The organism is Pseudoduganella sp. jia 9, from assembly GCF_055502615.1.
Map to the genome: position 1 here is coordinate 30,445 of NZ_JBUPWE010000021.1, position 26,844 is coordinate 57,288.

Annotated in this window: 22 protein-coding genes; 11 read left to right on the top strand and 11 right to left on the bottom strand. The window is 59.7% G+C overall.

Annotation, left to right across the window (positions count from 1 at the left end; translation table 11 throughout):
* Positions 1-39 precede the first annotated feature (39 nt).
* The 3 genes from ACY34H_RS25075 to flgB are packed head-to-tail and all read right to left on the bottom strand — an operon-like array spanning position 40 to position 1,587.
* Positions 40-726 carry a flagellar hook assembly protein FlgD gene (locus ACY34H_RS25075; protein ID WP_464980188.1) on the bottom strand — a complete coding sequence of 229 codons (687 nt, stop codon included), beginning with the start codon at positions 724-726 and terminating at the stop codon, positions 40-42.
* Positions 727-740: 14 nt separating this feature from the next.
* Positions 741-1,145 carry a flagellar basal body rod protein FlgC gene (gene flgC, locus ACY34H_RS25080; protein WP_131144323.1) on the bottom strand — a complete coding sequence of 135 codons (405 nt, stop codon included), beginning with the start codon at positions 1,143-1,145 and terminating at the stop codon, positions 741-743.
* Positions 1,146-1,170: 25 nt separating this feature from the next.
* A complete protein-coding gene (gene flgB / locus ACY34H_RS25085) occupies positions 1,171-1,587 on the bottom strand; it encodes a flagellar basal body rod protein FlgB (protein WP_464980189.1) in 417 nt (138 codons plus the stop codon).
* Positions 1,588-1,737: 150 nt separating this feature from the next.
* On the opposite strand from flgB, the gene flgA reads away from it, so the two are divergent.
* The 3 genes from flgA (at position 1,738) to ACY34H_RS25100 (ending at position 3,330) form a co-directional block, all read left to right on the top strand.
* Complete coding sequence (flgA, locus tag ACY34H_RS25090; protein ID WP_464980190.1) at positions 1,738-2,427, top strand: flagellar basal body P-ring formation chaperone FlgA; 690 nt, start codon at positions 1,738-1,740, stop codon at positions 2,425-2,427.
* Between the two features lie 109 nt (positions 2,428-2,536).
* Positions 2,537-2,842, top strand: a complete 306-nt coding sequence (gene flgM, locus ACY34H_RS25095) for a flagellar biosynthesis anti-sigma factor FlgM (protein ID WP_464980191.1) — start codon at positions 2,537-2,539, stop codon at positions 2,840-2,842.
* 20 nt (positions 2,843-2,862) lie between these two features.
* Positions 2,863-3,330 carry a flagella synthesis protein FlgN gene (locus ACY34H_RS25100; RefSeq protein WP_464980192.1) on the top strand — a complete coding sequence of 156 codons (468 nt, stop codon included), beginning with the start codon at positions 2,863-2,865 and terminating at the stop codon, positions 3,328-3,330.
* Between the two features lie 122 nt (positions 3,331-3,452).
* Here ACY34H_RS25100 and motD read toward each other — a convergent pair whose 3' ends face one another.
* The 6 genes from motD to ACY34H_RS25130 all read right to left on the bottom strand — a co-directional run bounded on the left by motD (position 3,453) and on the right by ACY34H_RS25130 (position 9,959).
* Positions 3,453-4,241: a flagellar motor protein MotD gene (motD, locus tag ACY34H_RS25105; RefSeq protein WP_464980193.1), complete on the bottom strand. Its 789-nt coding sequence runs from the start codon at positions 4,239-4,241 to the stop codon at positions 3,453-3,455.
* A 1-nt stretch (position 4,242) separates the two neighbouring features.
* Positions 4,243-4,989, bottom strand: coding sequence for a flagellar motor protein (locus ACY34H_RS25110; RefSeq protein WP_464980194.1), 747 nt, complete (start codon positions 4,987-4,989; stop codon positions 4,243-4,245).
* A complete protein-coding gene (locus tag ACY34H_RS25115; RefSeq protein ID WP_464980195.1) occupies positions 4,971-5,702 on the bottom strand; it encodes an RNA polymerase sigma factor FliA in 732 nt (243 codons plus the stop codon). The genes ACY34H_RS25110 and ACY34H_RS25115 overlap by 19 nt, the downstream gene beginning before the upstream one ends.
* 16 nt (positions 5,703-5,718) lie before the next feature.
* Positions 5,719-6,549 carry a MinD/ParA family ATP-binding protein gene (locus ACY34H_RS25120; protein WP_464980196.1) on the bottom strand — a complete coding sequence of 277 codons (831 nt, stop codon included), beginning with the start codon at positions 6,547-6,549 and terminating at the stop codon, positions 5,719-5,721.
* Positions 6,550-6,626: 77 nt separating this feature from the next.
* A complete protein-coding gene (gene flhF / locus ACY34H_RS25125; RefSeq protein ID WP_464980197.1) occupies positions 6,627-8,099 on the bottom strand; it encodes a flagellar biosynthesis protein FlhF in 1,473 nt (490 codons plus the stop codon).
* A 960-nt stretch (positions 8,100-9,059) separates the two neighbouring features.
* Complete coding sequence (locus ACY34H_RS25130) at positions 9,060-9,959, bottom strand: serine/threonine-protein kinase (RefSeq protein WP_464980198.1); 900 nt, start codon at positions 9,957-9,959, stop codon at positions 9,060-9,062.
* A 2-nt stretch (positions 9,960-9,961) separates the two neighbouring features.
* Here ACY34H_RS25130 and ACY34H_RS25135 point away from each other — a divergent pair, with 2 nt between their 5' ends.
* Positions 9,962-10,945: a DUF4214 domain-containing protein gene (locus ACY34H_RS25135; RefSeq protein WP_464980199.1), complete on the top strand. Its 984-nt coding sequence runs from the start codon at positions 9,962-9,964 to the stop codon at positions 10,943-10,945.
* A gap of 255 nt (positions 10,946-11,200) precedes the next feature.
* Here the strand turns inward: ACY34H_RS25135 and flhA are convergent, their stop codons facing one another.
* Positions 11,201-13,357, bottom strand: coding sequence for a flagellar biosynthesis protein FlhA (gene flhA, locus ACY34H_RS25140; protein ID WP_464980200.1), 2,157 nt, complete (start codon positions 13,355-13,357; stop codon positions 11,201-11,203).
* 24 nt (positions 13,358-13,381) lie between these two features.
* Positions 13,382-14,527 (bottom strand): flagellar biosynthesis protein FlhB, encoded by a 1,146-nt coding sequence (gene flhB / locus ACY34H_RS25145; RefSeq protein ID WP_464980201.1) that lies wholly within the window; start codon positions 14,525-14,527, stop codon positions 13,382-13,384.
* Positions 14,528-14,998: 471 nt separating this feature from the next.
* On the opposite strand from flhB, the gene ACY34H_RS25150 reads away from it, so the two are divergent.
* From ACY34H_RS25150 to ACY34H_RS25180, 7 genes are all read left to right on the top strand, one after another.
* Positions 14,999-15,778, top strand: coding sequence for a hypothetical protein (locus ACY34H_RS25150; RefSeq protein ID WP_464980202.1), 780 nt, complete (start codon positions 14,999-15,001; stop codon positions 15,776-15,778).
* A gap of 74 nt (positions 15,779-15,852) precedes the next feature.
* Positions 15,853-16,899: a DUF4214 domain-containing protein gene (locus ACY34H_RS25155; RefSeq protein WP_464980203.1), complete on the top strand. Its 1,047-nt coding sequence runs from the start codon at positions 15,853-15,855 to the stop codon at positions 16,897-16,899.
* 20 nt (positions 16,900-16,919) lie between these two features.
* A complete protein-coding gene (locus ACY34H_RS25160; protein ID WP_464980204.1) occupies positions 16,920-18,929 on the top strand; it encodes a glycosyltransferase family 2 protein in 2,010 nt (669 codons plus the stop codon).
* A gap of 19 nt (positions 18,930-18,948) precedes the next feature.
* Positions 18,949-21,306 carry a glycosyltransferase family 2 protein gene (locus ACY34H_RS25165; protein WP_464980268.1) on the top strand — a complete coding sequence of 786 codons (2,358 nt, stop codon included), beginning with the start codon at positions 18,949-18,951 and terminating at the stop codon, positions 21,304-21,306.
* The gene (locus ACY34H_RS25170) at positions 21,303-22,511 is read left to right on the top strand and encodes a glycosyltransferase family protein (protein WP_464980205.1); all 1,209 of its coding nucleotides are present in this window, start codon (positions 21,303-21,305) and stop codon (positions 22,509-22,511) included. The genes ACY34H_RS25165 and ACY34H_RS25170 overlap by 4 nt, the downstream gene beginning before the upstream one ends.
* Positions 22,512-22,630: 119 nt before the next feature.
* Positions 22,631-25,069: a glycosyltransferase family 2 protein gene (locus ACY34H_RS25175; protein WP_464980206.1), complete on the top strand. Its 2,439-nt coding sequence runs from the start codon at positions 22,631-22,633 to the stop codon at positions 25,067-25,069.
* Between the two features lie 15 nt (positions 25,070-25,084).
* Positions 25,085-26,689 (top strand): glycosyltransferase family 4 protein, encoded by a 1,605-nt coding sequence (locus tag ACY34H_RS25180; RefSeq protein WP_464980207.1) that lies wholly within the window; start codon positions 25,085-25,087, stop codon positions 26,687-26,689.
* Positions 26,690-26,844: the final 155 nt, after the last annotated feature.

Below are 26,844 nucleotides of genomic sequence, written 5' to 3' on the forward strand. Positions count from 1 at the left end.
CTGTGTTTCGGTGCTATCGGTCCTGCCGCAGGCCCGCCGTTACAGCACCTGCCTGATGTCGTCCATCGTCAGCTGGCCGAGCCCCGGAACGTTCAGCTTCGCGCCGGCCGGCCCGGTCGACACGCTGGCCACGGTGCCGAACGCCAGCGCCTGCGCATCGGTCAGCGGCTTGTCGCCGGTGGTCGCGGTCAGCGCCAGCGTGTAGGTGCCGTCCGGGGCGGTGCTGCCGTCTTCGAGCTTGCCGTCCCATGCCAGCGGCAGCACGCCGGGATCGACATTGGTCAGCGTCATCGAGTGCACCACCTTGCCGCTGCTGTTCTTGATGTCGAGCTGTACATTGTCCGCGTACGAACCCAGCTCGATGCCGAAAATGCCCTTGCCCTCGGTCACCTGCATCGCCTTGCCCGGCGCAAGCACGCCGTGGTTGATCATGTTGACCGCCTCGGCCGACTGTGAGGCGGCCAGGTCGGTCTTCAGCGTTTCCAGCGTATCGTTCAGCTTGTTGATGCCGGTGACCGTGTTCAGCTGGGCCAGCTGGCTGGTGACCTGGGCATTGTCCAGCGGGTTGAGCGGATCCTGGTTCTTCAGCTGCGTGATCAGCAGCGTCATGAACTTGTCCTGCTCGGCCGAGATCGCGTTGCCGCTGGTCGACTTGGTGTTCATCGAGTCCATCAGCGACTGCGACACGGTATTGGAGGCGGCGCTGGGAGTGGTAATGACAGCCATGGTGGTGGTTCCGGTTATTGACCGATGGTCAGGGTTTTCAGCAGCATGCTTTTCGCCGCGTTCATCGTTTCGACATTGTTCTGGTACGAGCGCGAAGCCGACAGCATGTTGACCATTTCGTCGACCACGTTCACGTTCGGCATCGTCACGTAGCCGTTCTCGTCGGCCAGCGGGCTTTTCGGGTCGTACACCTGCTTCATCGGCGAGGGATCCTCGATCACCTGCTGCACCTTGACGCCGGTGGACGCATTGTTCGCCGACGGCGTGGCTTCGAACACCACCTGCTTGGCGCGGTACGCTTCGCCGGTGGCGCTGGTGGCGCTGTCGGCATTGGCCAGGTTGCTGGCCACCACGTTCAGCCGCTGCGACTGCGCGCTCATGGCCGAACCGGAAACGTTGAAAATACTGAACAGTGACATGGCGCTTTCTCCTCGTTGGCCGGGCTTACTGGCCCTGGAGGGCCGTCATCAGGCCCTTGATCTGGCTGTTGATGAACGTGACGCCGGCTTCATAGCGCAGCGCGTTGTCGGCGAACTGGTTGCGTTCAACGTCCATGTCGACGGTGTTGCCGTCGACGGCGCCTTGCACCACGCCGCGGTACAGCAACGGCGTGCCGTCGGCCAGCGTGCTGCCGTCCGGCGCCGGGGTGGGGAAATGGCGCTGCGCCGTGGTGTTCAGCGTGCCCGTCTGTGCAGTATTGTTCAGCGCGCTCTGCAGCGCGCTGGTGAAGTCGATGTCGCGCGCCTTGTAGTTCGGCGTGTCGGCATTGGCGATGTTCGACGCCAGCACGCTCTGGCGTGTCGAGCGCAGGCTCAGGGCCAGTTCGTTGAAGCGCAGGTGATTGTCGAGTTTTCCCAGCATGACGGCATCCTTCCATCGGTGACAGGTTCCATCTTACGGATGCTCCACGGCAAATGATCGAGGGAGAAGCACGGACTTTGCCGCGCTGTTCGCCGCTTTCGGCTCGCCGCGCGCGCGTAAGATGGCGGCATTCCACCCAGGGCACCGCTCATGAAACCGCTGAAAACCGCCTTTGCTTCACTGCTCCTGCTGGCTGGCGCCGCGCAAGCCGCCGCCGGCATGGACCCGGCCGCGCTGCGCCGCGCCGTCGACGGCTTCCTGCAGGTGCAGAGCGCCGGGCTGCCGGGCAAGGTAATGGTCACGGTCGGCAATATCGACTCGCGCATGAACCTGGCCCACTGCCCTGCTCCCGAAGCGTTCCTGATGCCCGGCAGTAAAGCCTGGGGCAAGACGACGGTGGGCGTGCGCTGTGCGGCCCCCTCCCAATGGACGGTGTATATTCAGGCCAATGTGTCTGTGCTGGGCAACTATATAGCCGCGGCCACGCCGCTGTCGCAGGGCCAGCCCATCCTCGATTCTCAACTGGCGACGATGCAGGGCGACCTGACCACGCTGCCGGCCAGCATCGCGACGGACAAGGCGCAAGTCGTTGGCCGCAGTACCAATGTTTCCGTTTCGGCAGGCACGCCGCTGCGCCTCGATACGCTGCGAAGCCAGCCGGTGGTGCTGAATGGCCAGGTGGTGAGGCTGGTCACGGCCGGCAGCGGTTTTCGCATCACGGCCGAGGGCAAGGCGATCGCCAATGCAGCCGAAGGGCAGGTGGTGCAGGTCCGCACGCAGGGCGGACGCAGCGTCAGCGGCATCGCCCGCGCGGGCGGCCAGGTCGAGGTTGCGTTTTAAGAAGATATTCGGCTCCTGCCGCTAAAGTTTGCAATGCGGCAGCCGTTAAGAACTCGTAGACGGAGCAAAAGCGCGGAGCAGGAGCTCCGGCCAGACGAGGGATGATGCTGTGAAAATCAACGATTCAGTAAAAAATGCGGGCTTGCCGGCGACCTCGACGTCGACCGCGAGCAATGCGCGCAACGCCGAAAAAACGGCTGCCACCACTTCCACGCAAACGAATTCGGAAAGCGTCAAGCTGTCGGCCCAGGGCCAGGCCATGGCCACCAGCAGCAACAGCGCCGTGTTCGACACGAAGAAAGTGGAACGTATCAAGCTGGCCATCGCCGATGGGCAGTTCCAGGTCAATTCCGAAAAAGTGGCGGATGGGCTGCTGGACACGGTCAAGGACCTGCTGCATTCCCGCCAACGCTAACACCCATTTGAGGTCATCCCATGCATGACGGCGCCCCGATATCGATGCTGCGCGAAGAGCAGCAGCTGATTACCGACCTGCTCGCGATCCTGAAGGACGAGCAGCAATCGCTGGTGGCCGCCGACATCGACAGGCTGTCCGCACTGACGCCCCGCAAGTCCGAAGTGCTCGGCCGCATGGGCGCGCTGGCCGCCGCACGCCACGCGGCGCTGGGCGAGGCCGGCTTCGAGGCCCGCGAGGCCGGCATGGAAATGTGGCTCTGCACCCACGGCACGCCGGACGACAAGGCGCTGTGGAACGACGTGCTGGCGCATACCCGCGAAGCCAAGGAACTGAACCGCCTCAACGGCATGCTGATCAACAAGCAGCTGTCGCACACCCAGGGCGCCCTGCAGGCGCTGCGTCCGCCCGCCCCCGGCGGCAACGTCTACGGCCCGACCGGGCTGACATCTACCACCACCACCTCGCGCGGCTTCCTCGCCGGCTGACCACCGGCAAAACTGGGGACGTACCCCTGTTTCCAGGAAATTTATAGGGCGCGGCATACCAGTAATCGACACCGCGGCAGAGCTGCCGTGCACCCTGTCTCAACGGAAACAAGGGTACGTCCCTAGTTTTGCGGTGGGGGAGCGGCGGGATCGGTGGGGATTTCGGTTTCGGGATCGGGCACGGCCGACAGGATCGTCACCGCCACGCGCCGGTTGCGGGCGCGGCCGATCGGGTCTTCGTTCGGCGCCACGGGGTGGTTCGAGGCGTGGCCGACGGCCGTCAGCCGTTCGGGGGCGACGCCCGATTCGATGAACAGCCGGACCACGGTGGCGGCGCGCATCGATGACAGTTCCCAGTTCGATGGATAGATGTTGCGTACCGGCTGGTCGTCGGTATGGCCTTCGACCTGGATCGCGTGCCGATCTGTGACCAGCAGCGCGGCCACGGCGGTCAGCGCTTCGCGCGACTCGGCCGTGAGGTTCACGTCGGCCGGGTCGAACAGCACGCTGGCATTGATTTCCACCGAGACGCCGCGGCTGTTCTGCGTCACCCGCACCTTGCCTTCCTTGACCAGCGGCGCCATCGTCGATTGCAGGTCCTGCGCCAGCTTGGTCATCGATGCGCGTTCCTGCCGCATGATTTCCTGGCGCTTCTTCAAATTCGGGTTCGGGAGCGGCTGGTTCAGCACTTCGGTATTGGGCTTGACGTTGGCGCCCTGCCCGCCCAGCGCATCGCCCAGCGCGTCGGAGAAGATCCGGTACTTGCCGATGTTGACCGACGAGATCGCATACATCACCACGAAGAACGCGAACAGCAGCGTGATGAAGTCGGAATACGAGATCAGCCAGCGCTCGTGGTTCTCCGGTTCCTCGTCGAACGGGCGGCGCGCGCGGCGGTACTGGAAACTCATCTCAGTAATCCTGCATCAGCGTGGAGATGCGCTCGTCCATGATGCGCGAGAAGTCGCCGCTGGCGATGTCGTGGAATACGGCAGCGGCGATTTCCTGCTGGTGCACCTGGGCGATGACAATGTTCTTCAGCTTGTTCGCGATCGGGTAGAAGAACAGGTTCGCCAGCCCCACGCCATAGATCGTGGACACGAACGCCACCGCGATGCCGGGACCCAGCCGGGACGGATCGGTGAGGTTCTCCATCACGTGGATCAGCCCCAGCACCGCGCCCAGGATGCCGATGGTCGGAGCATAGCCGGCCGCCGACTCCCAGATCCGCACGGCTTGCCGCTCGGCCGTTTCAAACGCGGTGATCTCGGTATCGAGCAACTGGCGCAGCTTGTCGGGATGGATGCCGTCGATCACCATGCGCAGGCCCTTGGCCAGGAACACGTTGCGCGCGCCGTCCATGTGGCGCTCCAGCGCCAGCGGCCCTTCGCGGCGCACGGTCTGGTTCCAGGCCTGGATGTCGCGCGCGAGCAGGATGCGGTTATCCACCGGCGGCCTGAACACCCACGGCAGCATCAGGATGCCGCGCCGCAGCGTGGCGGGCCGGGTCTGCAGCAGCACGGCGCCAAAGGTGCCGACCACCACGATCGCGAACGCGGCCGGCTGCACCAGCGACGACGGGTTGCCGCCTTCCAGTGCCATCCCCACGATCAGGCCGGCCAGCGCCAGCAGCAAACCCGCTACGCTGGACCAGTCCATGCCTGCTCCCGCAAAGTGGCGCGCAGCCGGGACACCGCCTGGGTATGCAGCTGCGACACGCGTGATTCGGAGACGCCCAGGACGGCGCCGATTTCCTTCAGGTTCAATTCTTCCTCGTAGTACAGGCCCATCAGCAGCTTCTCGCGCGGCGGCAAAGCGTCGATCGCATCGATCACGGCCTGGCGGAAGCCGGTGTCCATCAGCGAACGCAGCGGATCGGCCTCGTCGTCCTGCGCATAGCGGTCGAGGAAGCTGTCGCTGCCGTCTTCGTTCTTGAAATCCTCGTAGTACACGAGCTGGTGGCCGCCGCCTTCGCCCAGCATTTCCTGGTATGCCTCGAGCGACAGCTTGAGCGACTTGGCCACTTCGGATTCGGAAGGGGGGCGGCCCAGCTTCTGCTGCAGCACCGCCATGGCGTTTTCGATCTTGCGCATGTCCTGACGCAAGGTGCGGGGCATCCAGTCGCTGCTGCGCAATTCGTCGAGCATGGCGCCGCGAATACGCATTACCGCATAGGTTTCGAACTGGGCTCCGTGCGTTTCCTCGTAGCGGTTGATCGCGTCCAGCAGGCCGATCATGCCCGCCTGTACCAGGTCATCCACTTCTACGCTGGGCGGCAATTTTGCCTTCATGTGGTGAGCGAGGCGCTTCACGAGGGGCATGTGCTCCGTCAGCAGCGAATCCTTGTTCACCTTCCCTTTGACCGTGTACATAAATCTCTATTCTTGTTCAGTGCTGCATGTGGTGGCCGCCTCCTGCAAAATGCCCCGGCGACGGCGCGGCCAGCGCGAACCGCCCCGCCAGCTGACGGAACGCCACCGAGGCGCCGGCCAGCGGGAATGCGTCCACCACGGCGCGGCCCAGGCGCGCCGCGCGATGCAGGTATTCATCGGCCGGCACCGAACCCATCGAGACCAGATTCACTGCCAGGTAACGGCTTGCTGCCTGTGCCATATTATCGTAAACCACCCTGGCCTCCCGCTCGGACGCGCCGGTGACGACGATGCCGAACGGCCGCCGGCCCAGCTCGTGGTTGAGTCGCTTGATCATCATGTAGGCGTTCGTGATCGACGTGGCGCTGTTCGATACCTGCACCACGATTTCCGAGCTGGCCATCACCGGCACCGGGAACGCCTCGCCATCGAACTCGCCATCGACGAGCACGATGCCGGCCTGCGCGGCCAGCACGTCGAACGCCTTGGCCAGCCGGCGTGCTTCCTGCGGGCCGTTGCGCGGCGCGCCGCGCGTCATCGAGACCACATTGAAACCCTGCGGCACTTCATGGATGACTTCGTTCAGAGCGCATTCCTGGCGCGCCACGTCGAGCAGGCTGGCGCCGTTGTCGACGCCCAGGCGCGAGGCCACGCCGTGCGCGCTGGCGCAGGCATCGACCAGCACCACGTCGTTGCCGGCACGCGCCAGCGAGGCGCCCAGGTTGACCAGCATGGCGCCCTTGTCGTCCTGCGGCGTGGCCGACAGGAACGTGACGATGCGCGGCCGCGGCGGCCCCGCCAGCATCCGCCGCAGTCCCTCCGCCTGGTCGAAATTGAAGTTAGCCAAGGTACACCTCGCGCATTTCGATGTTGTTCAATGCTGCATGACCGGCACAGTCATTCCTGGACAATTCGAAATTGAAGTTAGCCAAGGTGCACCTCGCGCAGTCCATCATTGCCGGCCGCCGCCATCAGCATCGGCAGCTCGCCATCGGTAAAGTCGGAACCATCCTTCTTCAACCGGAACGCGCGCTCCACGAGCTCGGCCGGCTGGGCCAGGTGCAGGTCTTCCGGCACGCGCTGGCCATTCGACACATAGAACAGTTGCAGCTTCTGGCGGATCACCACGTCGAGCACATTGCCCAGCGATGCCGCTTCGTCCAGCTTGGTGATGATGCTGCCGGCCAGGCCGCTGCCCTGGTAGGCGCGCACGACCTCGGTCAGCGTTTCCTGGGTGGACGTGGCGTTCAGGCACAGCAGCCGTTTGACGTCGACATCGGTGCCCTGCAGCATCGCCACCTGCTCGGTGACCATCTGGTCGCGCTGGCTGACGCCGACCGTGTCGATCAGCACCGTGTGCTTGTTGCGCAGCTCCTTCAGGGCGATGCGCAGGTCGGCCTCATCCTTCACGGAATGTACCATCACACCGAGGATCTTGCCGTAAATGCGCAGTTGTTCGTGCGCGCCGATACGATAGGCATCGGTGGTGATCAGGGCCAGCTTTTCCGGGCCATGGCGCATCACGCAGCGCGCCGCCAGCTTGGCCGTGCTGGTGGTCTTGCCGACGCCGGTCGGCCCCACCAGCGCGAACACGCCGCCACGCTCGATCAGCGCATCTTCATTGGCAATGGCGCCGATGTTTCGCGCCAGCACGGTGCGGATCCAGCGCAGTGCTTCGTCGGCGCTGCGGCCGGCCGGCAGCTTGTCGAGCAGCCGGCGCGCCAGCGTCGTGGAAAAACCGGCGGCCAGCAGTTCGCGCAGCACGACCGCCTTGTGCGGCTCGCGCTGCTGCGTGCTGCCCCACGACAGCTCGGCCAGCTGGGTTTCCATCATGCCGCGCATGGCGCGCAGCTCGCTCATCATGCCGTGCATCTCGGCGGCGGCATTGGCCTTGGCCGAGTTGACCGCCTCGGCCACCAGCGCGGTAATGCCGGCCATGTCCACGGCCGGTGCCTGCTGGATGGGTTGATGCATCGGCTGCATTGGCTGATGCATTGGCTGATGCGTCGGCTGCGCCGGCATCGATGGCGCGAACGGCGCCCGTGGCGCCGGTGCAGCCACCATCCCCTGGCGGGCGGCCATCATCGGCTCCGGCGCTGCCGGACGGCCGGCCGGGGCGACGGCGCGCGGGGCCTGCTGGGACTGGTACTGTGGCTGTCGTTGAGCAAGCGGTGCCGGCGCGGCATGGCCGTCGTCCAGGTCCAGGTGCGGGGCGCCCGGCGGCGCGTCGTCGACCGGGCTGGCCAGCGAAGCGGCGTCGTCGTTGGCCAAAGCAAGGATCTCGACCACGCCATCCATCGGGCGGTTCGACAGGATCACCGCATCCGGCCCCAGAGCTTCGCGCACCTTGCGCAGCGCCTCACGCGACGTGGGCGCCGTAAATTTCTTGACGTTCATTGCTGCTCCTGTTCGCCATGCACAGAGTTTTTCTCGATGGTGAAATTATTGACGATGCCGTGGAGTAAGCATCATTGGAACAGGCGGGGAAAAGGGGGGTATTTCGATGCGCGGGGCCGCTGGTCGATCAAATGCCGAACATCTCCCGGGTACCGTCCATTCAGCATGACCGGTGCTGGCCTTGGCGCCGCGCACATCATCCCGCCGCCGGCACCCTGGCATTTGCCGGTCATGGAAGCCCACCATGGCGGCCAGGTGCCAGAAGCATGTCACGTACCAATCAGGAACTGCACGTCCTTGCCAGCTCCTGGCTCAGTCTTTTGCTCGAATTCCCACGGATTGATGGATACAGGGAAAAAATATTTCCTTGAGGCATTTACGCAACAAAAGTGTCTTTGATGCCTGTTAAAATCAACGAATCATTCCATAGGGCAAGATTAATGTTCACTGAAAAATACGATCTGTCGGTAAACGGTTCGTTGTCTTTCCGCCGGCCCATGCTGCCGGGTGATCTGGATTATGAGGAAGCGGCCAGCACTGCCATGTGGGCGGCCGAAGATCTCTACGCAATCAATGCCTATGGCGGATACCTAGGAAGCTACGGCTACGCCAAGGTAACGATCGAAGCCCCGGCCGATGGGCTATATGATTTGTCGATCGCCAGCGCGACCGGTTTCAGCTACTCGGACGAGCCGAACGACACCGATACCATCCTGTGGCTTTACGAGGGCAGTTTCGATCCAGCCAACCCGTTGCTCAACCTGGTGATGGTCAACGACGACATCGATACCTATGCCGACGATGGCAGCGCCGGTAACCGGCTCTCGAAGCTCAGTGCGGTTTCGCTCAAGGGTGGCGAAAAGTACGTGCTCGTCGTCAGCAGCCGTGAGGCGGGTTTGACGGGAACTGCGGAAATCGTCTTTGCCGAGGCGATTACGCCTCCGGAGGCAGAAGCCCCACCTACCGAACTGCCACCGGCGCCGCCCTCCCCGGAACCCGAGCCAGAACCGGCGCCTGCTCCGGAACCAGAGCCACAGCCGGTTCCGGCGCCTGCCCCTGCGCCAGAACCACAACCAGAACCGGAACCGGAACCAGTTCCTGCGCCCGCTCCTGCCCCTGCGCCGGAACCCGCGCCAGAACCAGTTCCTGCGCCCGCTCCGGCTCCGGCTCCAGCGCCAGAACCACAGCCCGAACCAGAACCGGAACCAGTTCCAGCGCCCGCTCCGGCTCCTGCACCGGAACCCGAGCCAGCTCCTGCGCCTGCTCCAGAACCAGAACCGGAACCAGTTCCCGCGCCGGCGCCTGCTCCGGAACCAGAACCGGCACCAGCTCCGGCGCCGGCTCCTGTGCCAGCGCCGATACCAGAACCCGAGCCAGAGCCGGTACCAGTTCCTGCGCCGCCTCCTGCGCCGGTACCCGAACCGGAACCAATTCCGGCTCCTGCCCCGGCACCGGAGCTGGAACCCGAGCCAGAACCGGCTCCAGCTCCTGCGCCAGCTCCGGCACCGGCTCCAGCCCCAGCTCCCGCTCCTGCCCCAGCTCCGGCTCCAGCTCCGGCTCCGGCTCCTGCCCCAGCTCCGGCTCCTGCCCCAGCTCCGGCTCCTGCCCCAGCTCCGGCTCCTGCCCCAGCTCCGGCTCCTGCCCCGGCTCCGGCTCCTGCCCCAGCTCCTGCCCCAGCTCCGGCTCCGGCCCCAGCTCCGGCTCCTGCCCCAGCTCCGGCTCCTGCCCCAGCTCCGGCTCCTGCCCCAGCTCCGGCTCCGGCTCCGGCTCCTGCCCCGGCTCCGGCCCCAGCCCCAGCTCCGGCTCCTGCTCCTGCTCCTGCTCCGGCTCCGGCTCCGGCTCCAGCTCCGGCCCCAGCACCGGTGACCACGCCGCCACTGGCTGGCGAGTCGAAAGCCGGCCTGGAGCTGCTTGGTTCCGGGAAGAATGACCTGCTCAAAGGCAGCGACCGCGACGATGTGTTCACGCCCGGTTCCGGACATGACACGATCATTGGCGGGAGCGGCACGGACAGCGTCCGGCTCGCGGGTCATGCATCCGACTACTCGATCCGTGTGGTGGATGGCACGCTGGTGGTGTCCGGCAAGGCGGATTCAAGCTATGCGATGAGCGACATCGAAGTGCTCGAGTTCACCGGTGGCCAGGGCAACGCGCCCGCCGAGATCGCCGCACGGCTGTATGCAGGCATTCTGGGGCGGGCCGGCAATGCGATGGAAATCGACTACTGGTCGGGTGTCATTGCTTCCGGTGGCTCGGTGCGGGATGTCGCCATCGAGTTCGTCAATTCCGACGAGGCGGCAGGCCTGTTCCGTGCCAGCGGTTCCGCCGGCTTCGTGACCGCGCTTTATGAAAGCGTGATGGGCCGCAAGCCAGCGACCGCGGAAATCAATTACTGGGTCGATGCCCTTGCCAAAGGCGGGCAGCGTGCCGATGTGGCGCTGGAGTTCATCAACTCACGCGAATACCTGGCCAAGGCGGTAAAAGTCGACTTCGGCAGTAGCGAAGTTGGCGTCCTGCTGCGCCTGTATAACACGATGTTCGGTCGCGCTCCGGACGAGGCAGGCCTGAACTACTGGCTCGAACAAAGCGCCGCCGGCGTGACGATGAGCGACATTGCAAACAATTTCGCCCAATCGACCGAGGTAGGGGCATTGAGCAACCGCGACTTCATCGACCAGATCTACGATGCCGGCCTGCATCGCGATGCAACGGCTGCTGAAACGGCACAGCTGCTCGACCTGTTCGACCGCGGCCTCGACCGTGGCCAGATCCTGCTGCAGGTGTCGGAGTCGCCGGACGTCGTTTCGCTGGTCGGCGTGGTCGGCAGCACCATCGAGCTGGCCTAGCAGGCTGCCGGACTGAAATTCGCGTCACTCATGTGGCGCGCGAACAGGCTTGCAATGCAAGCCTGTTCGCGTTTTGCAGCCATCGTTGTGCAGCCAATCCAGCTCAAGCCATCCCCCCCGGATTAAACAGCCCGAGTAAACAGCCCGAGTAAACAGCCCGAGTAAACAGCCCGAATAAACAGCCCGAATAAACAGCCCGAATAAACAGCCCGAATAAACAGCCCGACAGGCTGCCAGCCACGCCCCGGCACCGTATCAGGTGTTGCCGACCAGCGCGGTCACCCGGATCGTCTTCGATTCCGGGATCTCCGCATGCGACAGCACCTTCAGCTGCGGCAGCGCGCGCCGCAGGAAGCGCGACAGCAGCGGCCGCAGCGGGCCGGGCACCAGCAGCACGGCATTGACGCCCAGCGCTTCCTGTTGCGCGGCGGCCTGCGCGGCCTGCTGGGCAATCGTGTCGGCCAGGCCAGGCTCGATGCCGGCGCCGTCGGCGCCGCCCTGGGCCAGCGCCTGCATCAGCAGGCGCTCCAGGCGGTTATCCAGCGTCATCACCGACAGTTCGCCATTGCCCGGGAACAGCTGCTGCACGATCGCCCGGCCCAGCGCGATCCGCACCAGCGCGGTCAGTTCGTTCGGATCCTGCGTATGCGCGGTGTGTTCGGACAGCGCTTCGATGATCGAGCGCATGTCGCGGATGTGCACGCCTTCGGACAGCAGGTTCTGCAGCACCTTCTGCAGCGCCGACAGCGAGATCGTCTTCGGCACCAGGTCTTCGGTGAGCTTCGGGGCTTCCTTGCCCAGGTGGTCGAGCAGTGCCTGCACTTCGCCGCGGCCCAGCAGCTCGGATGCGTGCGAGGTGATCAGGTGGTTCAGGTGCGTGGCGACGACGGTGCCGGCATCGACCACCGTATAGCCCATGCCCTGCGCCTGGTCACGCAGGCTGGCGTCGATCCACACGGCGGGCAGGCCGAACGCGGGATCGGTGGTGGCCAGGCCCGGCAGCGTGCCGCTCGCCATGCCCGGGTCGATCGCCAGGTACTGGCCGTTGAACGCTTCGCCCGTGCCCACTTCCACGCCCTTGAGCGTGATGCGGTAGGCGGAAGGCTTCAGTTCCAGGTTGTCGCGGATGTGCACCGGCGGCGCCAGGAAGCCCACCTCCTGCGCGAACTTCTTGCGGATGCCCTTGATGCGCTTGAGCAGTTCGCCGCTCTGCGCCTTGTCCACCAGCGGGATCAGGCGGTAGCCCACTTCCAGGCCGAGGGTATCGACAGCCATCACGTCGCTCCATGTGGCCTCTTCGTTCTCGGCCGCAGCGCCGCCCTGCCCGCCCGCGGCCGCGCCACCCGCCGCGGCACCGCCGCCGCCGCCCGCAGGACCGCCGGCCGGGCGGGCTGCGGTACCGCCTTCCTCCCCGGCCTCCTTGTCCCGCTTGGCCAGCAGGTAGCCGCCACCAGCCAGCGCACCGCCCAGCAGCAGGAACACCAGGTTCGGCATGCCGGGGATCATGCCCAGGCCGCCGATGATGGCGGCGGTGATATACATGACCTGCGGCTTGGCGAACAGCTGGCCGACCAGCTGCGCGCCGATATCCTTTTCCGACGCCACGCGCGACACGACGGCACCGGCGGCCAGCGAGATGATCAGCGATGGGATCTGCGCCACCAGGCCGTCGCCGATGGCCAGCAGCGTGTAGGTGCGCACGGCATCGCCGAACGCCATGTCGTGCATGATCAGCCCGACCAGCAGCCCGCCGACGATGTTGATGACGGTAACCAGAATGCCGGCAACGGCATCGCCCCGCACATACTTCGAGGCGCCGTCCATCGCGCCATAGAATTCCGCTTCCATCGACACTTCGCTGCGGCGCTGCTTCGCTTCGGCCTCGCCGATCAGGCCGGCGTTCAGGTCGGCATCGATCGCCATCTGCTTGCCGGGCAGCGCATCCAGCGCGAAGCGGGCACCCACCTCGGCGATCCGGCCGGCACCCTTGGTGACCACGACGAAGTTGATGATGGTCAGGATGATGAACACCACGATACCGACCGTGTAGTTACCGCCGATCAGGAAGTGGCCGAACGCTTCGACCACCTTGCCGGCCGCATCCGGCCCGGTATGCCCCTCGGTCAGCACGATGCGGGTGGATGCCACGTTCAGCGCCAGCCGCAGCATCGTGGTCAGCAGCAGCACGATAGGGAACGCCATGAAATCGAGCGGCTTGACTGTATACAACGCGGTCAGCAGCACGATCACCGAAATGGCGATATTGAAGCTGAAGAACAGGTCGAGGATAAAAGCCGGCAGTGGCAGGATCATCATCGCCAGCAGCATGATGATCAGGATCGGCGCGGCCAGGGTCTGCGGCTTGCCGCCGGTAATACCGTTCATCCAGCCGGGCATCTTGAGCGCTTGCATCGTGTTCTTCCTTGGGGATTGCGGTTACGGTTTCGGTGTGGCGGTGTTCGGATCCATGTCCGGCGGAACGTCGAGCTTCGTCGGGCGATCCGGATAGCGCCCGCCCGGCCGATAGGCGCGCAGCTGGTACACATACGCAAGCACTTCTGCCACGGCGGCATACAGCCGCTGCGGAATCTCGTCGCCGATATCGGTATGTTTGTGCAGCGCCCGGGCCAGCGCCGGCGCTTCCAGGATCGCCACCCTGTTTTCCTTGGCCAGCTCGCGGATCTTCGCTGCCACTGCGTCGGTGCCCTTCGCCACCACTTTCGGGGCGCCCTTCGAACCGTCGGCATATTTCAGCGCCACCGCGTAATGGGTCGGATTGGTGACCACCACGTCCGCGGTCGGCACGTCCTGCATCATGCGGCGCCGCGCCATCTCGCGCTGCATCTGGCGGATCTTGCCCTTGATCTGCGGATTGCCGTCCGATTCCTTCGATTCCTGGATCATTTCCTGCCGCGTCATCTTCATCTTGTCCGCGTAATGCCATATCTGGTACGGCGCATCGATCATGGCGATGAAGCCCAGCGCGCCGACCAGGATCAGGAAGCTCATCGCCAGCATGTCGAGCATGTGCGCATAGCCCTCGTTGGCCGGCTCGGCCACCAGGCCGAAGATCGCATCCTTGTAGCGCATCACGACCATGTAGGCGACGGCGCCGACGATAATGGTCTTGATGATGGCCTTGATGAGCTCGACCAGCGCGTTCTTCGACACCATGTTGGTGATGCCCTTGACCGGGTTGAGCTTGCCGAACTTCGGCATGAATCCCTTGGCCGTGAACAGCCAGCCGCCCACCAGCACCGGCGAGGCGATCGCCACCAGCATCACGGCCAGGCCCAGCGGCAGGAAGGTGATCAGCACCTGCACCACGTCGGCCAGGATGCGGTGGCCCAGCACGTCCATGTCGAATGCCTGCTCGCGCGTAAGCCGCAGGCCCGATGCCAGCGTGGCCGACAGCTGGCGCGCCATCGTCGAACCAAACATGTACAGCCCGGCACCCGCGGCCATCAGCACGGTGAACGTGGCCACCTCGCGGGAGCGGGGAACGTCGCCTTCTTCGCGCGCCTGCGTGAGGCGCCTCTCTGACGCGGGTTCTGTCTTTTCGGCGTCGCTGTCTTCTGCCATGTTTCGTGCCTGATGGTTTGCCCGGATGCTCCTGCGCGGGTGCACAGGTTGACTGAGTTTGTATTGTCGGGCATGCGATGCAGCGTCGAAGGGAGGAACAGGGAGACAAATCCAAAGCTGTTCAATGTTTCGTTAACGCAACACTTCTATCCTGAAAGCTTCACCACTGAAGTTTTTTTGACGTTTTGACCAGTTTTGGTAACAATGTGTGAGAATTCGCAAAGAATTTCCGAGTAGAATCATGAGCTCCAGATAACCCTGCAGTTCGTGACGTCATTACGCAACATCGGGCGTCAATATTCACCTAACACGTTTGATGCAATCGAATCATGCTTACGCATCGGTAGTAAAACGTGGCACGCTAACGTCTCAATCAGGTTTTTGGGTTTTATGACAAGTATCAACACATCCGTTGTAACTCTTCGTCCTGGTATGTATCTCCTTCGTCATCCGGGAGGTACGCTCGCACCCATGACCATCGGTCGCGCACCGGGCAAAGGAACGGGACGGGTCCAGCGGCTGGGAACACCGGGCACTGATGATGAAGTCCTGCGATCCGCCGCCGATTGCATCGCGCTTGTCGTGTCAGAGGCACCAGTGGATCTGCTCGTCAGTGCCTTCCTTGCACAGCAGGGTGATACATTGCCGCAACTGCGTGTGGACCGTGTGTCGCTGGAAGAGCCTCGGCGGATCGTACCGCCTGTCCAGCCGCCGGTAGCGCCACCAAAATCGGATTCGGCAGCTGCCGAGGTATCAAAGCCAATCCGTATCAAAGCGCATGGCATATCGTTAATCGGCCATCTCGGTGCAGTCGGGGATGCGGTTGCCGCGGAAGGCGAACTGCTGGGCGATGCAACAGACGGCAAACTGGAAGGTTTTCAGGCCATGTGGCCCGACCGCCCGCAAGGGGTGGATCTCGCTTACCGGATCAGCGTAGAGGGCGCAGGTTCATCTGCCATAGCGCAGTCCGGGAAATTCGTCGGCACGCGGGGGAAAGGACATCGTATCACCGAGGTGGGGTTTGCCTTGGTGGGACCGAAAGCTGCCGAGTACCGGCTGGAAGGCAAGGCACACTTCTCCGGTGGATTCGTTAAGCCGATCGCAAGCGGTGTCTCACTGAGCGGCCCAACTGGAATGGAACATCTGACAGCGCTGTGCTTGCGAGCCCAGCCTGCAGCGTTGAAGAATTCGGCCCCACCAAAGGCGGTGTCGCACAACGGCGGCGTCAAACGGGGGAAGAAGCGGGGCTAGATATGCAGGCCCGTCCTGCACCAAGTTCCCGGAAAGTTTTACCGGGATTTTTATTATCCTAAGAGGAGTTATTCATGTACGAACAAACTGGTGGCGCCATCAGCACTACCCTGGCCTCGGTTTCGAGCCAAGTTTTCACGACTGCGACGATCGAGAGCATCCTGTCGCTGGTTTCGACCACCGCTGACGCAACTGTTCGTTCCGAGGCAGTTACGGCAACCAATGGCACGCTGAACCTGACCCCGGGTACCGAACTGGCCTATGTCCAGACCACGGGCACCGCGCCGACCACGATCGCCGTAAACAGCGATGTCAAGGTCGTTCTGTTCCAAGGTGCGGGCGGCGTCGATGCAACCTTCGACACCCCGGCAGCGGCTGGCGGTAAAGAAGCTGGCGCAGCTGTTGTGGCTGCCGCAGCAGCAGCTGGTACGGTTGAGCGCGTAGTGGTGGGCACCGCTGGCGCCGACAAGATCACGATCGCCGATAACAAGAACACGCAAGTTACGGCTGGCGACAAGGATACCGTCATTGGTGGCGAAGGTCACGACACCGTGATCGCAGCGCAAGGCGACAGCACCGTTGTCGGCGGCACGCATACGATCGTGAAAGCGGTTGGCAGCGATACCGATTACGTGGTTGAAGTCGAAGATGGCCACGCCATCATCAGCAACGCCACCACCGGTGTGGATGTCGACATCACCAACGTTCAGTTCGTTCAACTGGACAACAACGACGCGCTGATCTTCGCAGCCGACGCCAAGCAGGCAGCCGTGGCTAACCTGTACCAGGCAGTGTTCGGCCGTACCGCGGACGAAGGCGGTCTGCAGTACTGGTTCGACGCAGCTGATGCTGGTTCCGACCTGGGCCATATCGCCGCAGTGTTCCTGGCTTCCGCCGAGTACACGAACGACGCTCAGACCAACGAGCAGTTCGTTGCCTCGCTGTACCAGAACACTCTGGGCCGTGCCGGTGACGTGGGTGGTGTTGCATACTGGGTCGAAGCGCTGACAGACGGTGCTGCGCGCGCCAACGTGGCTGCCGAGTTCGCAGAAGCAGCGACCAACCCGCTCGAGGTGAACGTGGTTGGTTCGGTCACCGTGGTTGAAGGCATCATTTCCTAAGATCTGAATCGGTCTGCTCTATGCAACATCTGAAAGGGGGCCCTGCCCCCTTTTTTCTCTCCATGTGCACGCCGCGCTTGCGCGACGATGCATTGCTGACCCACGCGCTGGAAGCTCTAGCGGCGGGTCGACACGCTGACGCACTTCTTGCCGTCGAGAACGTGTGCCGTCGTCTACCTTTAAATAGTATTCCTGCCATCTTGCGTGCCAAAGTGCTGCAAGAAGGCTGTTCTGAAATGGCTGCCCGCGCCTGGTATGGTGCTTGGCAAGCCGAACCCGAAAATCCACTATTGCAAGACGCCATGCTGCAGGCATGGCTGCGCGATGGCGCAAAAGCCGACGTAGCCGAGCTGGGTCCGAAGTTCCTGCCGGCCCGTTGCCGCGCTGGACAATATTTATCTCTCTTGCCTCTGTTACGCGCTGCGGGAGTGGGTTATACCGGTGCATGCTGGAAGGATGGCGATGCAATTGCCGGCATGGTGTTTGCACCTGAAAGTAGCGCTAAGCGGACGCGATTGCTGGTGTCCGATGAAACTCGACAGTATGAGGTCGATATCCCAGCTGACGGAAGTCAATTCCGCGTAAACTGTCCGCGCCCCAACGGCGTCTGGTCCCTCGCGCTAGCGGTGGACAACGGAGGAATTCAGCTTTTGCCCGGATCGCCATTGGCTTTCTACCCGCCCGCCAACGCACTGCGTTTAGCACCTAGCAACGATGAGATACGGCTGCCGGTATCGATTGTGATTCCCGTCTACCGGGACCTGAAACTTGTACAGTCTTGCCTGAACAGTGTGCTCGCCAGCTTGGCACACAACCATACGCCGACAAGTATCGTGGTGGTTAACGATGCCAGCCCGGAACCGGCAGTTTCCTCGTGGCTGGAAAAGCTAGCGGCATCCGGCCGCATTACGCTTCTACGAAATGTATGCAATCTTGGCTTCATTGAAGCGACCAACCGCGGACTACGACACCATCCCGATCACAATGCATTGCTGCTGAATGCGGATACGCTTGTACAAGGGAACTGGATTGACCGCCTCGTAAATGTACTGTTCAGTGCGCCAGACATTGCATCTGTTACCCCGTGGTCAAATAACGGCGAAATCAGCAGTTTCCCCACGATCGCCCAAGCGGCCCCCGCGCCAGATGCCGCGCAGCTCGCACTGATCGACCAAGCTGCAGCTGCGGTGCGTGCCAGCGGGAGTGCGACCGACGTGGAACTTCCTTCGTGCTGCGGTTTTACGATGCTCATCCGTCGAAGTGTGCTTGATGCAGTTGGCTTGCTGGACGGAAGTACATTAATACGCGGATATGGCGAAGAGGTAGACTGGTGCATGCGTGCGCGCGCTTCAGGCTGGCGTCATTTGCAAGCGACTGGTGTCTTTGTAGCGCACGCAGGCACTGTTTCGTTCCGTGCAGAGAAAACCTTGCGAGTTGCTCAAAACCGAAACGTGCTTTGGGCGCGCTATCCCCATTATCACAGGGAATACGCCCAATTCTGCAGTAACGATCCACTTGCGGGTGCTCGCAAGGCCTTACGCGCTGCTCTCGCCAATTCACGCGTTGCCGGCTGGCTGAAAAAAGCAGAGACAGCGCAGCCATCAGCCGCGCTACCGGCAGCCGTCAGCAATCTGCACTCGAGAGCGCTGCGACCGCTGTCTGCGGATTGCAAGCGTATTGCAGTGTGGGGAGTGCATCCTCTATCGGATGGCGGTCGTCATATACTTGGCCTTGCTCGGCAGCTTGCAGCACAAACCGACTTGAGCCTACGCCTTCTTGTTTTTGGTTTCGCAAGTGAAGCCTTGTGGCGGACGGGAGTAGTCGATGTTATTCCTCACGTCGCCGGGCAATCGGCAGCAGTGCTCAGTGATGCTCAGATCATGCAGCTTGCCGGTTGCCGAGTGATTCTTTCCGACCGATCTGAAATTCCAACGTCGAAGCTTCCCTGTGTTCGTTTGGACAAGCATTTCGACAGCGCTAAATGGTTGTCAACGTGGTCCGCCACACGGTCGCGCGACAAAGCTGCCTAGCAAAATACGTTTGTTGATTATGAACCCAGAATCAATCTTTACCGGCATCGCCGGACATGCCGCCCCGGCCAAGACACGCTGGTATGGCGCAGTAGAAGGTATCCACAACGGATTGCTATATGGCTGGGCTTTAGACGCAGAGCGAAATGACGCCCGTGTGATCGTCGAGATACTGCTCGACGAATTCGAGGTCGGCTGTATTGCAGCCGACGTTGCACGAACAGACTTGGCCGACACTCTTCGTTCTGTTTCGGCGAGCGCCGATGTCTGCCATGGCTTTGTCGCAGACCTGCGTGCACTGAGCGTGGAGTTGCGTGGAACCTTAGCCGTGCGTGTGGCCAATACGGGCGTAATCCTCGGGCAAATAAATGCCGAGAGCATGATGAAGCCGCCGGCCAGCGCTACGAGCAATGTCATCGGTGATGGCGGATTGCGCTTGCACGGTTGGGCGTTCAACCCCGCGACCCCAGGCCGAGCGCTAACAGTACGGGCGTTCGTTGGCCATGAGCAAGTCGCGGAATGCCGTGCGAACGTGTTACACCCTTCGCTGCGAGCTTACGTTGACGGCGCTCATGGGTTTGACCTACCACTTCCTGCCAGCTTGGCCGACGGTAATGTACATAGCGTCCGGGTGGTGGATGAGGAAGGACGGCAGCTGAACGGCAGCCCTTTGACCGTATGTTGCTTCCCCGACGGATTGCAAGGTCTGTTGCCAAGTGATGACCTGCTGCTTAGCCAGGTAGCGGATGTGTATGAAAGGCATTTGCCACGGAGTGTTGGCTTGCATACGTATGACGTATGGGCTTCACGTTTCGACAAACCTCAGCCGACCCTCGTTCAATCAACTCTAAAAACCGGCGTCATCATTACTGGGCGCCCCGATCCCGCTGCAATAGTCCGCACTGCCAGTAGCCTGGAGCCCCAGAATGTGCCGCTGCAAACATTTGCGGGGGCCGACTTTCCAATACTGTTGCAACAGGCGCTCAGCGCCGGCTGCGATGTGATCGCATGTGTACGGGCTGGCGACACGCTTGCGCCTGATGCCCTTCAGCATGCGCTGCGCGGCTTCGATCTACCCGGTACACAACTGGTTTATACCGACAGCATTGATCAGGGCAACCCTTGGTTCAAACCAGCCTGGAACTCGGACTATGCCTTTGCAAGCGATTTTCCTCTCGATCTCTTTCTCGTTCGCACCGAGCTCCTCCGTGATTTGTCGCCTCCCTCCGACCAGGCATCGTTTGCATGGAGTGCCATTGGCGCCATATTAGGTCGTGGCGAAGTACAGGCTATCGTCCATGTACCACGCGTGCTCTACCGCTTTGATTCACCTCTGAGCGAAGATGAAGAGGCGTCGCGTCATGCCGCGGCGGCCAAGGTGTTGCGTGGCCTCGAACCCACTTCTTCACTGTTACCACTGCAACGCCATTCCAGCGTTCGTCACGCAGCCCGGCGCCTGCTGCCGGCACTTTCGTCTGACGCTCGCGACCTGAAGGTCAGTCTTGTCATACCGACGCGCGATCGAGCCGATCTGCTCAAACGATGCATCGACACCATTCGCGCCTTTACCGATTGGCGAAATCTGGAAATCATCGTAATCGACAATGGTTCGACTGAAGAAAAAACGCTTGCCTACTTTTCTGCCATCGAGGCTGAAGGAGTTCGGGTACTTGCAATGCCTGGGCCGTTCAATTATGCGGATCTGAACAATCGCGCAATTGCGCAGGCAACTGGCGAGATAGTCGGCTTGATCAATAACGACATTGAAGCGCTACATGAGGGATGGCTCGATGAAATCCTGGCGCAACTGTTGCGTCCAGGTGTAGGGGCTGTGGGCGCCAAACTCTTGTGGCCGAATGGCATGGTGCAACATGGTGGAGTGTTGCTTGGCATAGGGAATGTGGCAGGGCATTTCGGTAATCGCCTGTCCGATGGAGATTGGGGCGATCACGGCCGCAACCAATTGACCCAACAGGTCAGTGCTTGTACCGCCGCTTGTCTATTTCTACGACGCAGTGACTACCTAGCACTAGGTGGCATGGATGCGCACGCGTTCCCGGTGGCGTTCAACGACGTTGATTTATGTTTGAAAGTGAGAGCGTCAGGCAAGACTATTATCTGGACCCCGTTCGCGAAACTGTTGCATGCCGAGTCCGCAAGCCGCGGCCACGAAGACACGCCTCAGAAAAAGGCCCGGGCGCAGCGCGAGGTGGACGAGCTCCGTCGGCGCTGGGGCTTTGTTCTGCTACGCGATCCAGCTTATCACCCGAGCCTCAATCTCGACCCGAACAGCCACGCATTCGGTGGACTTGCACTGCCGCCCCGTCCACGCCTCCCTCGTAAAGGGATGCTGCCAGTCACGCCGGAGGCACCGTGAAATTTCTGTTCATTCATCAGAATTTTCCTGCCCAGTTCGTGCACATTGCAACAGCACTCGCCGAAGAACAAAATCACCGCATAGTGGCGCTAACGATGACAGACCTGCCAGCGCCACGCGGCGTCGAGGTTCGGCGGTACCGCCTGCTCAGGGACGCCGCTCAGCAGACCCATCCGCTGCTGCAGGAACAGGAAAGTCACGTTCTCCGGGCAGAAGCTTGTGCTGCAGCGGCCATGCAATTGAAACGTGAAGGATTCGAACCTAACGTAATCGTTGCCCATCCTGGCTGGGGCGAAGCATTGTTCATCAAGGACGTTTTCCCGCATGCCAAGCTGGTTGTCTATTGCGAGTATTACTACGCGCTGGAAGGCCAAGACGTCGGTTTCGATCCCGACTTGCCACCGTTGAACTTCCAGCAGCGCGCCAAGTTGCGGTTAAAAAACACGACAAACCTGCTGACCATGGAGATAGCAGATGCAGCGATTTCACCGACACAGTGGCAAAGATCCACTTATCCTGCGTGGGCTCAGCAAAAGATCGAAGTGATTCACGACGGCATCGACATCGATCGCCTTCGATTTAACCCGGGCGCGTCTCTTACTCTTTCCCGCCAGGACGGTAGCCAGCGGATCCAGTTCAAACCTGGCGACGAAGTACTGACGTACATGGCCCGTAATCTCGAGCCAATTCGAGGGTTTAATGTTTTTATGCGCACACTTCCTGACATACTGCATCGAAGACCCAACGCGCATGCGATCGTTATCGGAGGCGATGCGACCGGCTATGGTCAACACGCACCTGATGGGCTGACCTGGAAGAAACATTTATTGCAGGAGGTCGGAGATGACCTGGATCTTTCACGAGTACATTTTACTGGCAAGATTCCCAACCAGACATGGATTGATCTTCTCAGCATTAGTCGCGTCCACGCATATTGGACGGCTCCATTCGTTCTATCTTGGTCATTTCTGGAAGCTTGCCTGAGTGGCCTCAAAGTAATTGCATCCGCTACCCCACCGGTGCAGGAATTTCAAGGCGTAATCCCCTATCAAGCAAAAAATTATTTCGACTCAGGAGGATTCGCAACATCGGTAGCTGATGCATTGGCATCACCAGATAGGATAAAAATCTCCCCGGGAACATCAGATCGATTTCGGAGAGAAAAATGTGCTGCACGAATTCGGTCAATAATGATGAGAAAATAGGCTGCCCGTTTGAAAGCGTATCAAGAACCAAAAATTGCATGAGCACGCTACTTGCCGCGTCAATTTCCGAATTGTTCGGATCGCAAGAAAATTGATTAGTTAAGATTCGCGCAGGCAGTATGCAACGTGATTACTTAAAATATGTTGGAAGGAATGATGTGAATATTCAAAAAAACAGTAAGCCAGATATTTCCCTGATCGTGAATGCCCATCGGGAAGGCTTGCTGCTGGTGCCGGCGATCAGGAGCGTCTTGGCCGCGGCAGATGAATGCAAAGCCCGTTCGATAAGCTGCGAGATTATTGTCATCGGTGACAAGGTAGACAAGTCTACGCGGAACTCCATTCAGAAATTCGAAGACCAGCTTTCTGTAATTGAGTTTGTGGACTATGGAAACCTTGGCAGCTCACGCCAACGGGCTATCGAAGCAGCTTCAGGCGAGTTTTACTGTTTCTTGGATGGAGACGATGTCTGGCAACGTGAGTGGCCAGCACTTGCGTATCTATACGCCAAAAAAACTGATCATTTGAACTGCATTTATCACACCGAACTGTTTGCGGGCTTCGGGGCCGGGACGTCGTTCGTGAGGACACAACTTGCAAGCAATGATCCCGCATTCCATCCTCTGCATCTCACAACTTCATGGCACTTCTGCAATAATCTCTTCGCGCATTTTTCCATATTTTCCCGTGTTCATCTTGAACCATATGACCATAGCAATGGATTCGGATCCGAGGATTGGCATTGGAGTTGCGAGACACTGGCCAAAGGTATCGGGCGAGCCTATGTGCCAGGGACTGTATATTTTTACCGTCGAGATCCCTCCAGGCCGACTCTGGGTGCAATAGCCGGCTTAGTATTGAAGCCAACGGAGCTATTCAAAGACCTAGCCATTCTTGACTCTTACAAGGCTTTCAGCGGAGCAGATGACTCCTGCAACGCGCATTTATTGGCTGTAAAAAACCAGATTCGCTACCGGGATGAGGTACCTACATGGCTCTATCATGAAGCCAAGCGTGCTGCGGAGTATGATAGCGATATTTTTGAGCTTATAAAGGCGGCAAGCGATTTACATTGCGAAACTCCTGACATTAATGTTGGAGCCAGTTACCTATTTGCACGTGCAGCTCAATTTTGCGGAGATCAGTATTCGATAGTGGCTGTTGACTGCGAAGCTTTGCCCTCGGACCAAGTAGGCGCTCTTCAACTTGGCCTCAGGCATGCCGCGCAGGACAGCCACCGTATCGTAGTGCTCTGCGGAGATGTACTGACTGCTCAACAGTTAGCCAGGCAAGAAGGGAATGTCTGCTACTTCAATTGCAAAATGATTTTTCGGTCATGCAATAATATTGCATATCTTTTTGATCAGTCGTTTGGCAATTTCCTTTCAAACTTCCGACCGGAATCGATAGTAAATATCAATTTTGAGCTGATCGATTACTTCTGTGGATCTCGGCGGCGCTTCCTGCTGGGCCAAAAAATCAACGTGGCGAGATACCTTATCGCGTCTCTCCGCGACATCAAGGCGGCGTTCTATGAGCGCAGAATTTTGGCACATATCAACCAAACCGTATTTACGTTTACCCATTTAGCCGTGTGCGACGAAGAGAGTTTGGAATACGTTCAAATGCTTTATTCTTCCACTGATGTGAAGACATTGCTTACATCGCGGAAATTAAGCCATATTGGTTCATTGCTATCTCATCTACGGGATTCATCAAAAGATCTGCAAGAGGTGAAGCCTGCTGCATTCACGGCGAAAGGTGAGCAAACAAGGCATGAGATGGATGTTAGTTGCGTACTAAACCTCCATCGTGAAGGAATGATCGTTGCACCGACGTTCAAGTCGATCGCGCGCATGATCGAGTATTCGCAACAACAAGGCATATATTGCGAACTGGTGATTGTTCTCGATAATGCAGATACTCAAACTAGGGAATGCGCACTGCATTCCCAAAGAACTTTACTAGCCAATATTCCGGCGACCCTAATTGAAGTTTCGAATGGTGATTTAGGCTGCTCGCGACGGGATGGCGTTGCAGAGGCAACAGGAAAATACATCGCCTTCCTTGATGGGGATGATCTTTATTCCGAAAACTGGATCGCAGAAGCGTTTTCGCTTGCACAAATTGAGCCTATTGAGGCAGCTGTGATCTATCATCCCGAAGTGAATATTTATTTTGGCGAACAGCACCGAACGTTCTGGCATGTGAATCTTGACGCCATGAATCCTTCCCCGAAGGCGGGTCTACTGCTCGAAAATTATTGGACATCATTATCATTTGCACACCGTTCGGTTTATATCGACAATCCGGTTCATGACAACGGAATCGAAGATGGGTATGGCTATGAAGACTGGCATTGGAATATGGATACGATCGCAAAAAACATCAAGCATCGTCCAGTACCTCGTACGACACATTTTATCCGCTTGAAGCCTAACGGCAGCCTCAATCATAGCTCATCGGCTCGTAGTGTTATCGTTCGTCCATCGTCATTTGCTCGCCAACTGGTTTTCGATGAGCCCGAAACTGCCAACTCCAGCGTATCCGCAAAGTAACCTTACAGACCAAGAATGATGGATCAAAGTAATATTCCGCCAAGTACCAACCTTGGCCAAGACATCCCGCCAAACTGGGACGACAACGCGTATCTCGAGATGTATCCGGACGTCGCATCCGGGGTAAAAAGAGGCGATGTCGCAAGCGGTTACGCGCATTTCATTACCTTTGGAATCTGGGAAGGCCGCGTTCCGGCGATAAACATAAATGCTTCCGAGCATCGACTGTGGCCTTGGTCGGATGAACTGTATTACAGTGCAAACCCGGGATTGAAAGCTAGTCTCGCGGTGCATGGCATATCTGCATCAACGCACTATCAAACGTCGGGTCAAAAAGAGGGACGCCCGACGGGAATAGAGTGGATTGAAGGAGATTTTCGCTCACGCACAACACTCCCGGACTGGATTGCCCGTGACATGAATGGCCAGTCCTATTTCGAGCCTGGGCTTGACCTTATCTCTTACCCAGCGCCGATGCATTACAGCCCACTATACAAGGATGAGTGGGCCAGCGGAATGAAAGAGATCTCCAGTTACCTGAGGCATCAGATTTACGACTACGCCTTTTTCCTTCCGTGGCTAAAAAAAGGCGGGGCCGACCTCGCAAGTTTATACCATATTATGGCGGTCAATAGCCGGGGTCATCGTATCGTAGTATTCTTGACAGAGAATACGGACTCCGAATGGATACGGAGGCTTCCGCCGGAAGTTGACGTCATTCCTTTTGGGAAACTATTTTCCAACGCCGTCCTGCATTGCCAAGCGCAACTTATCTACCACTTGGTATCGGCGCTGTCTGTTAAGAAAATGCATATTATTAACAGTCACAGTGCTTGGGAAGCGTTAAAGCGCTTTATGTTGCCACTGCGAGCGCTATGTGATGTTTACGTATCGCTCTATTGCTATGACTACACTGATCTTGGCGAGCCCGTCGGCTATGCCAGGCACATCAGGGGTTGCATTGATGGTGTAACCGGAATTTATACCGACAACACGACTTTCAAGAACCATCTAGCCAATGACATCGGGATAGACAAGGATATAATTCACGTCCTACCTCATCCCGTTCATAATCGACCGATAGCTAAACCTTATCCGCACTTGTCGCGTAAGGTTTTATGGGCAAGTAGGTTGGACAGACAGAAACAGCCTGGCATTCTGATCGATATTGCCAAGCGCATGCCTTCAGTAACATTTGAGGTATACGGCTCAGCGGTTGTTGAGCATGGCGATGCAATCTTGCAAAGGCTGAATGCGGTACCAAATATCGTGTATCGTGGAGCTTTTTCGAGCCCTGCCGAGCTCACAAAGGAACAATATCGCTGCTTCCTCTATACTTCCTTATGGGACGGGCTGCCGAACATTCTTCTTGAAATGTTATGGGCAGGAATGGCCGTTGTCGCTCCGGATATCGGAGGCATTCGGGCAGACCTCGGCCCGGACAACTGCGTAATTGTTGATGACGTCACGTCCGCGGATGCTTATGTTCAAGCACTTCAGTGGATTATTCAGAATCCTTCGAACGCCGAGAAGCTGCGACTCACAGGGCAAGCCTATGTCAAAGAACGCCATACAAGTGCGAACTTTGAGAAAGTTCTTGAGGACAGCGGCTATTTGTAATGAATTTCATAACTAAACTCGAACGAGATTAGTGCACAACCAATTTAAGAACTATTTCTTAAGCGACAACTATGAAGATATTAATACTTTGGCCCTCTGGTAACGTCGAGGACTCGCCGACTGGACCTGTTGTGCGCAGAAAAATTTGGAATTCC

Bases quoted from the DNA above. Each gene is read 5' to 3' on its own strand.
- ACY34H_RS25075 (WP_464980188.1), bottom strand. From the start codon at position 726: ATGGCTGTCATTACCACTCCCAGCGCCGCCTCCAATACCGTGTCGCAG.
- flgC (WP_131144323.1), bottom strand. From the start codon at position 1,145: ATGTCACTGTTCAGTATTTTCAACGTTTCCGGTTCGGCCATGAGCGCG.
- flgB (WP_464980189.1), bottom strand. From the start codon at position 1,587: ATGCTGGGAAAACTCGACAATCACCTGCGCTTCAACGAACTGGCCCTG.
- flgA (WP_464980190.1), top strand. From the start codon at position 1,738: ATGAAACCGCTGAAAACCGCCTTTGCTTCACTGCTCCTGCTGGCTGGC.
- ACY34H_RS25100 (WP_464980192.1), top strand. From the start codon at position 2,863: ATGCATGACGGCGCCCCGATATCGATGCTGCGCGAAGAGCAGCAGCTG.
- motD (WP_464980193.1), bottom strand. From the start codon at position 4,241: ATGAGTTTCCAGTACCGCCGCGCGCGCCGCCCGTTCGACGAGGAACCG.
- ACY34H_RS25110 (WP_464980194.1), bottom strand. From the start codon at position 4,989: ATGGACTGGTCCAGCGTAGCGGGTTTGCTGCTGGCGCTGGCCGGCCTG.
- ACY34H_RS25115 (WP_464980195.1), bottom strand. From the start codon at position 5,702: ATGTACACGGTCAAAGGGAAGGTGAACAAGGATTCGCTGCTGACGGAG.
- flhF (WP_464980197.1), bottom strand. From the start codon at position 8,099: ATGAACGTCAAGAAATTTACGGCGCCCACGTCGCGTGAGGCGCTGCGC.
- flhA (WP_464980200.1), bottom strand. From the start codon at position 13,357: ATGCAAGCGCTCAAGATGCCCGGCTGGATGAACGGTATTACCGGCGGC.
- flhB (WP_464980201.1), bottom strand. From the start codon at position 14,527: ATGGCAGAAGACAGCGACGCCGAAAAGACAGAACCCGCGTCAGAGAGG.
- ACY34H_RS25150 (WP_464980202.1), top strand. From the start codon at position 14,999: ATGACCATCGGTCGCGCACCGGGCAAAGGAACGGGACGGGTCCAGCGG.
- ACY34H_RS25155 (WP_464980203.1), top strand. From the start codon at position 15,853: ATGTACGAACAAACTGGTGGCGCCATCAGCACTACCCTGGCCTCGGTT.
- ACY34H_RS25160 (WP_464980204.1), top strand. From the start codon at position 16,920: ATGCAACATCTGAAAGGGGGCCCTGCCCCCTTTTTTCTCTCCATGTGC.
- ACY34H_RS25165 (WP_464980268.1), top strand. From the start codon at position 18,949: ATGAACCCAGAATCAATCTTTACCGGCATCGCCGGACATGCCGCCCCG.
- ACY34H_RS25175 (WP_464980206.1), top strand. From the start codon at position 22,631: ATGCAACGTGATTACTTAAAATATGTTGGAAGGAATGATGTGAATATT.
- ACY34H_RS25180 (WP_464980207.1), top strand. From the start codon at position 25,085: ATGATGGATCAAAGTAATATTCCGCCAAGTACCAACCTTGGCCAAGAC.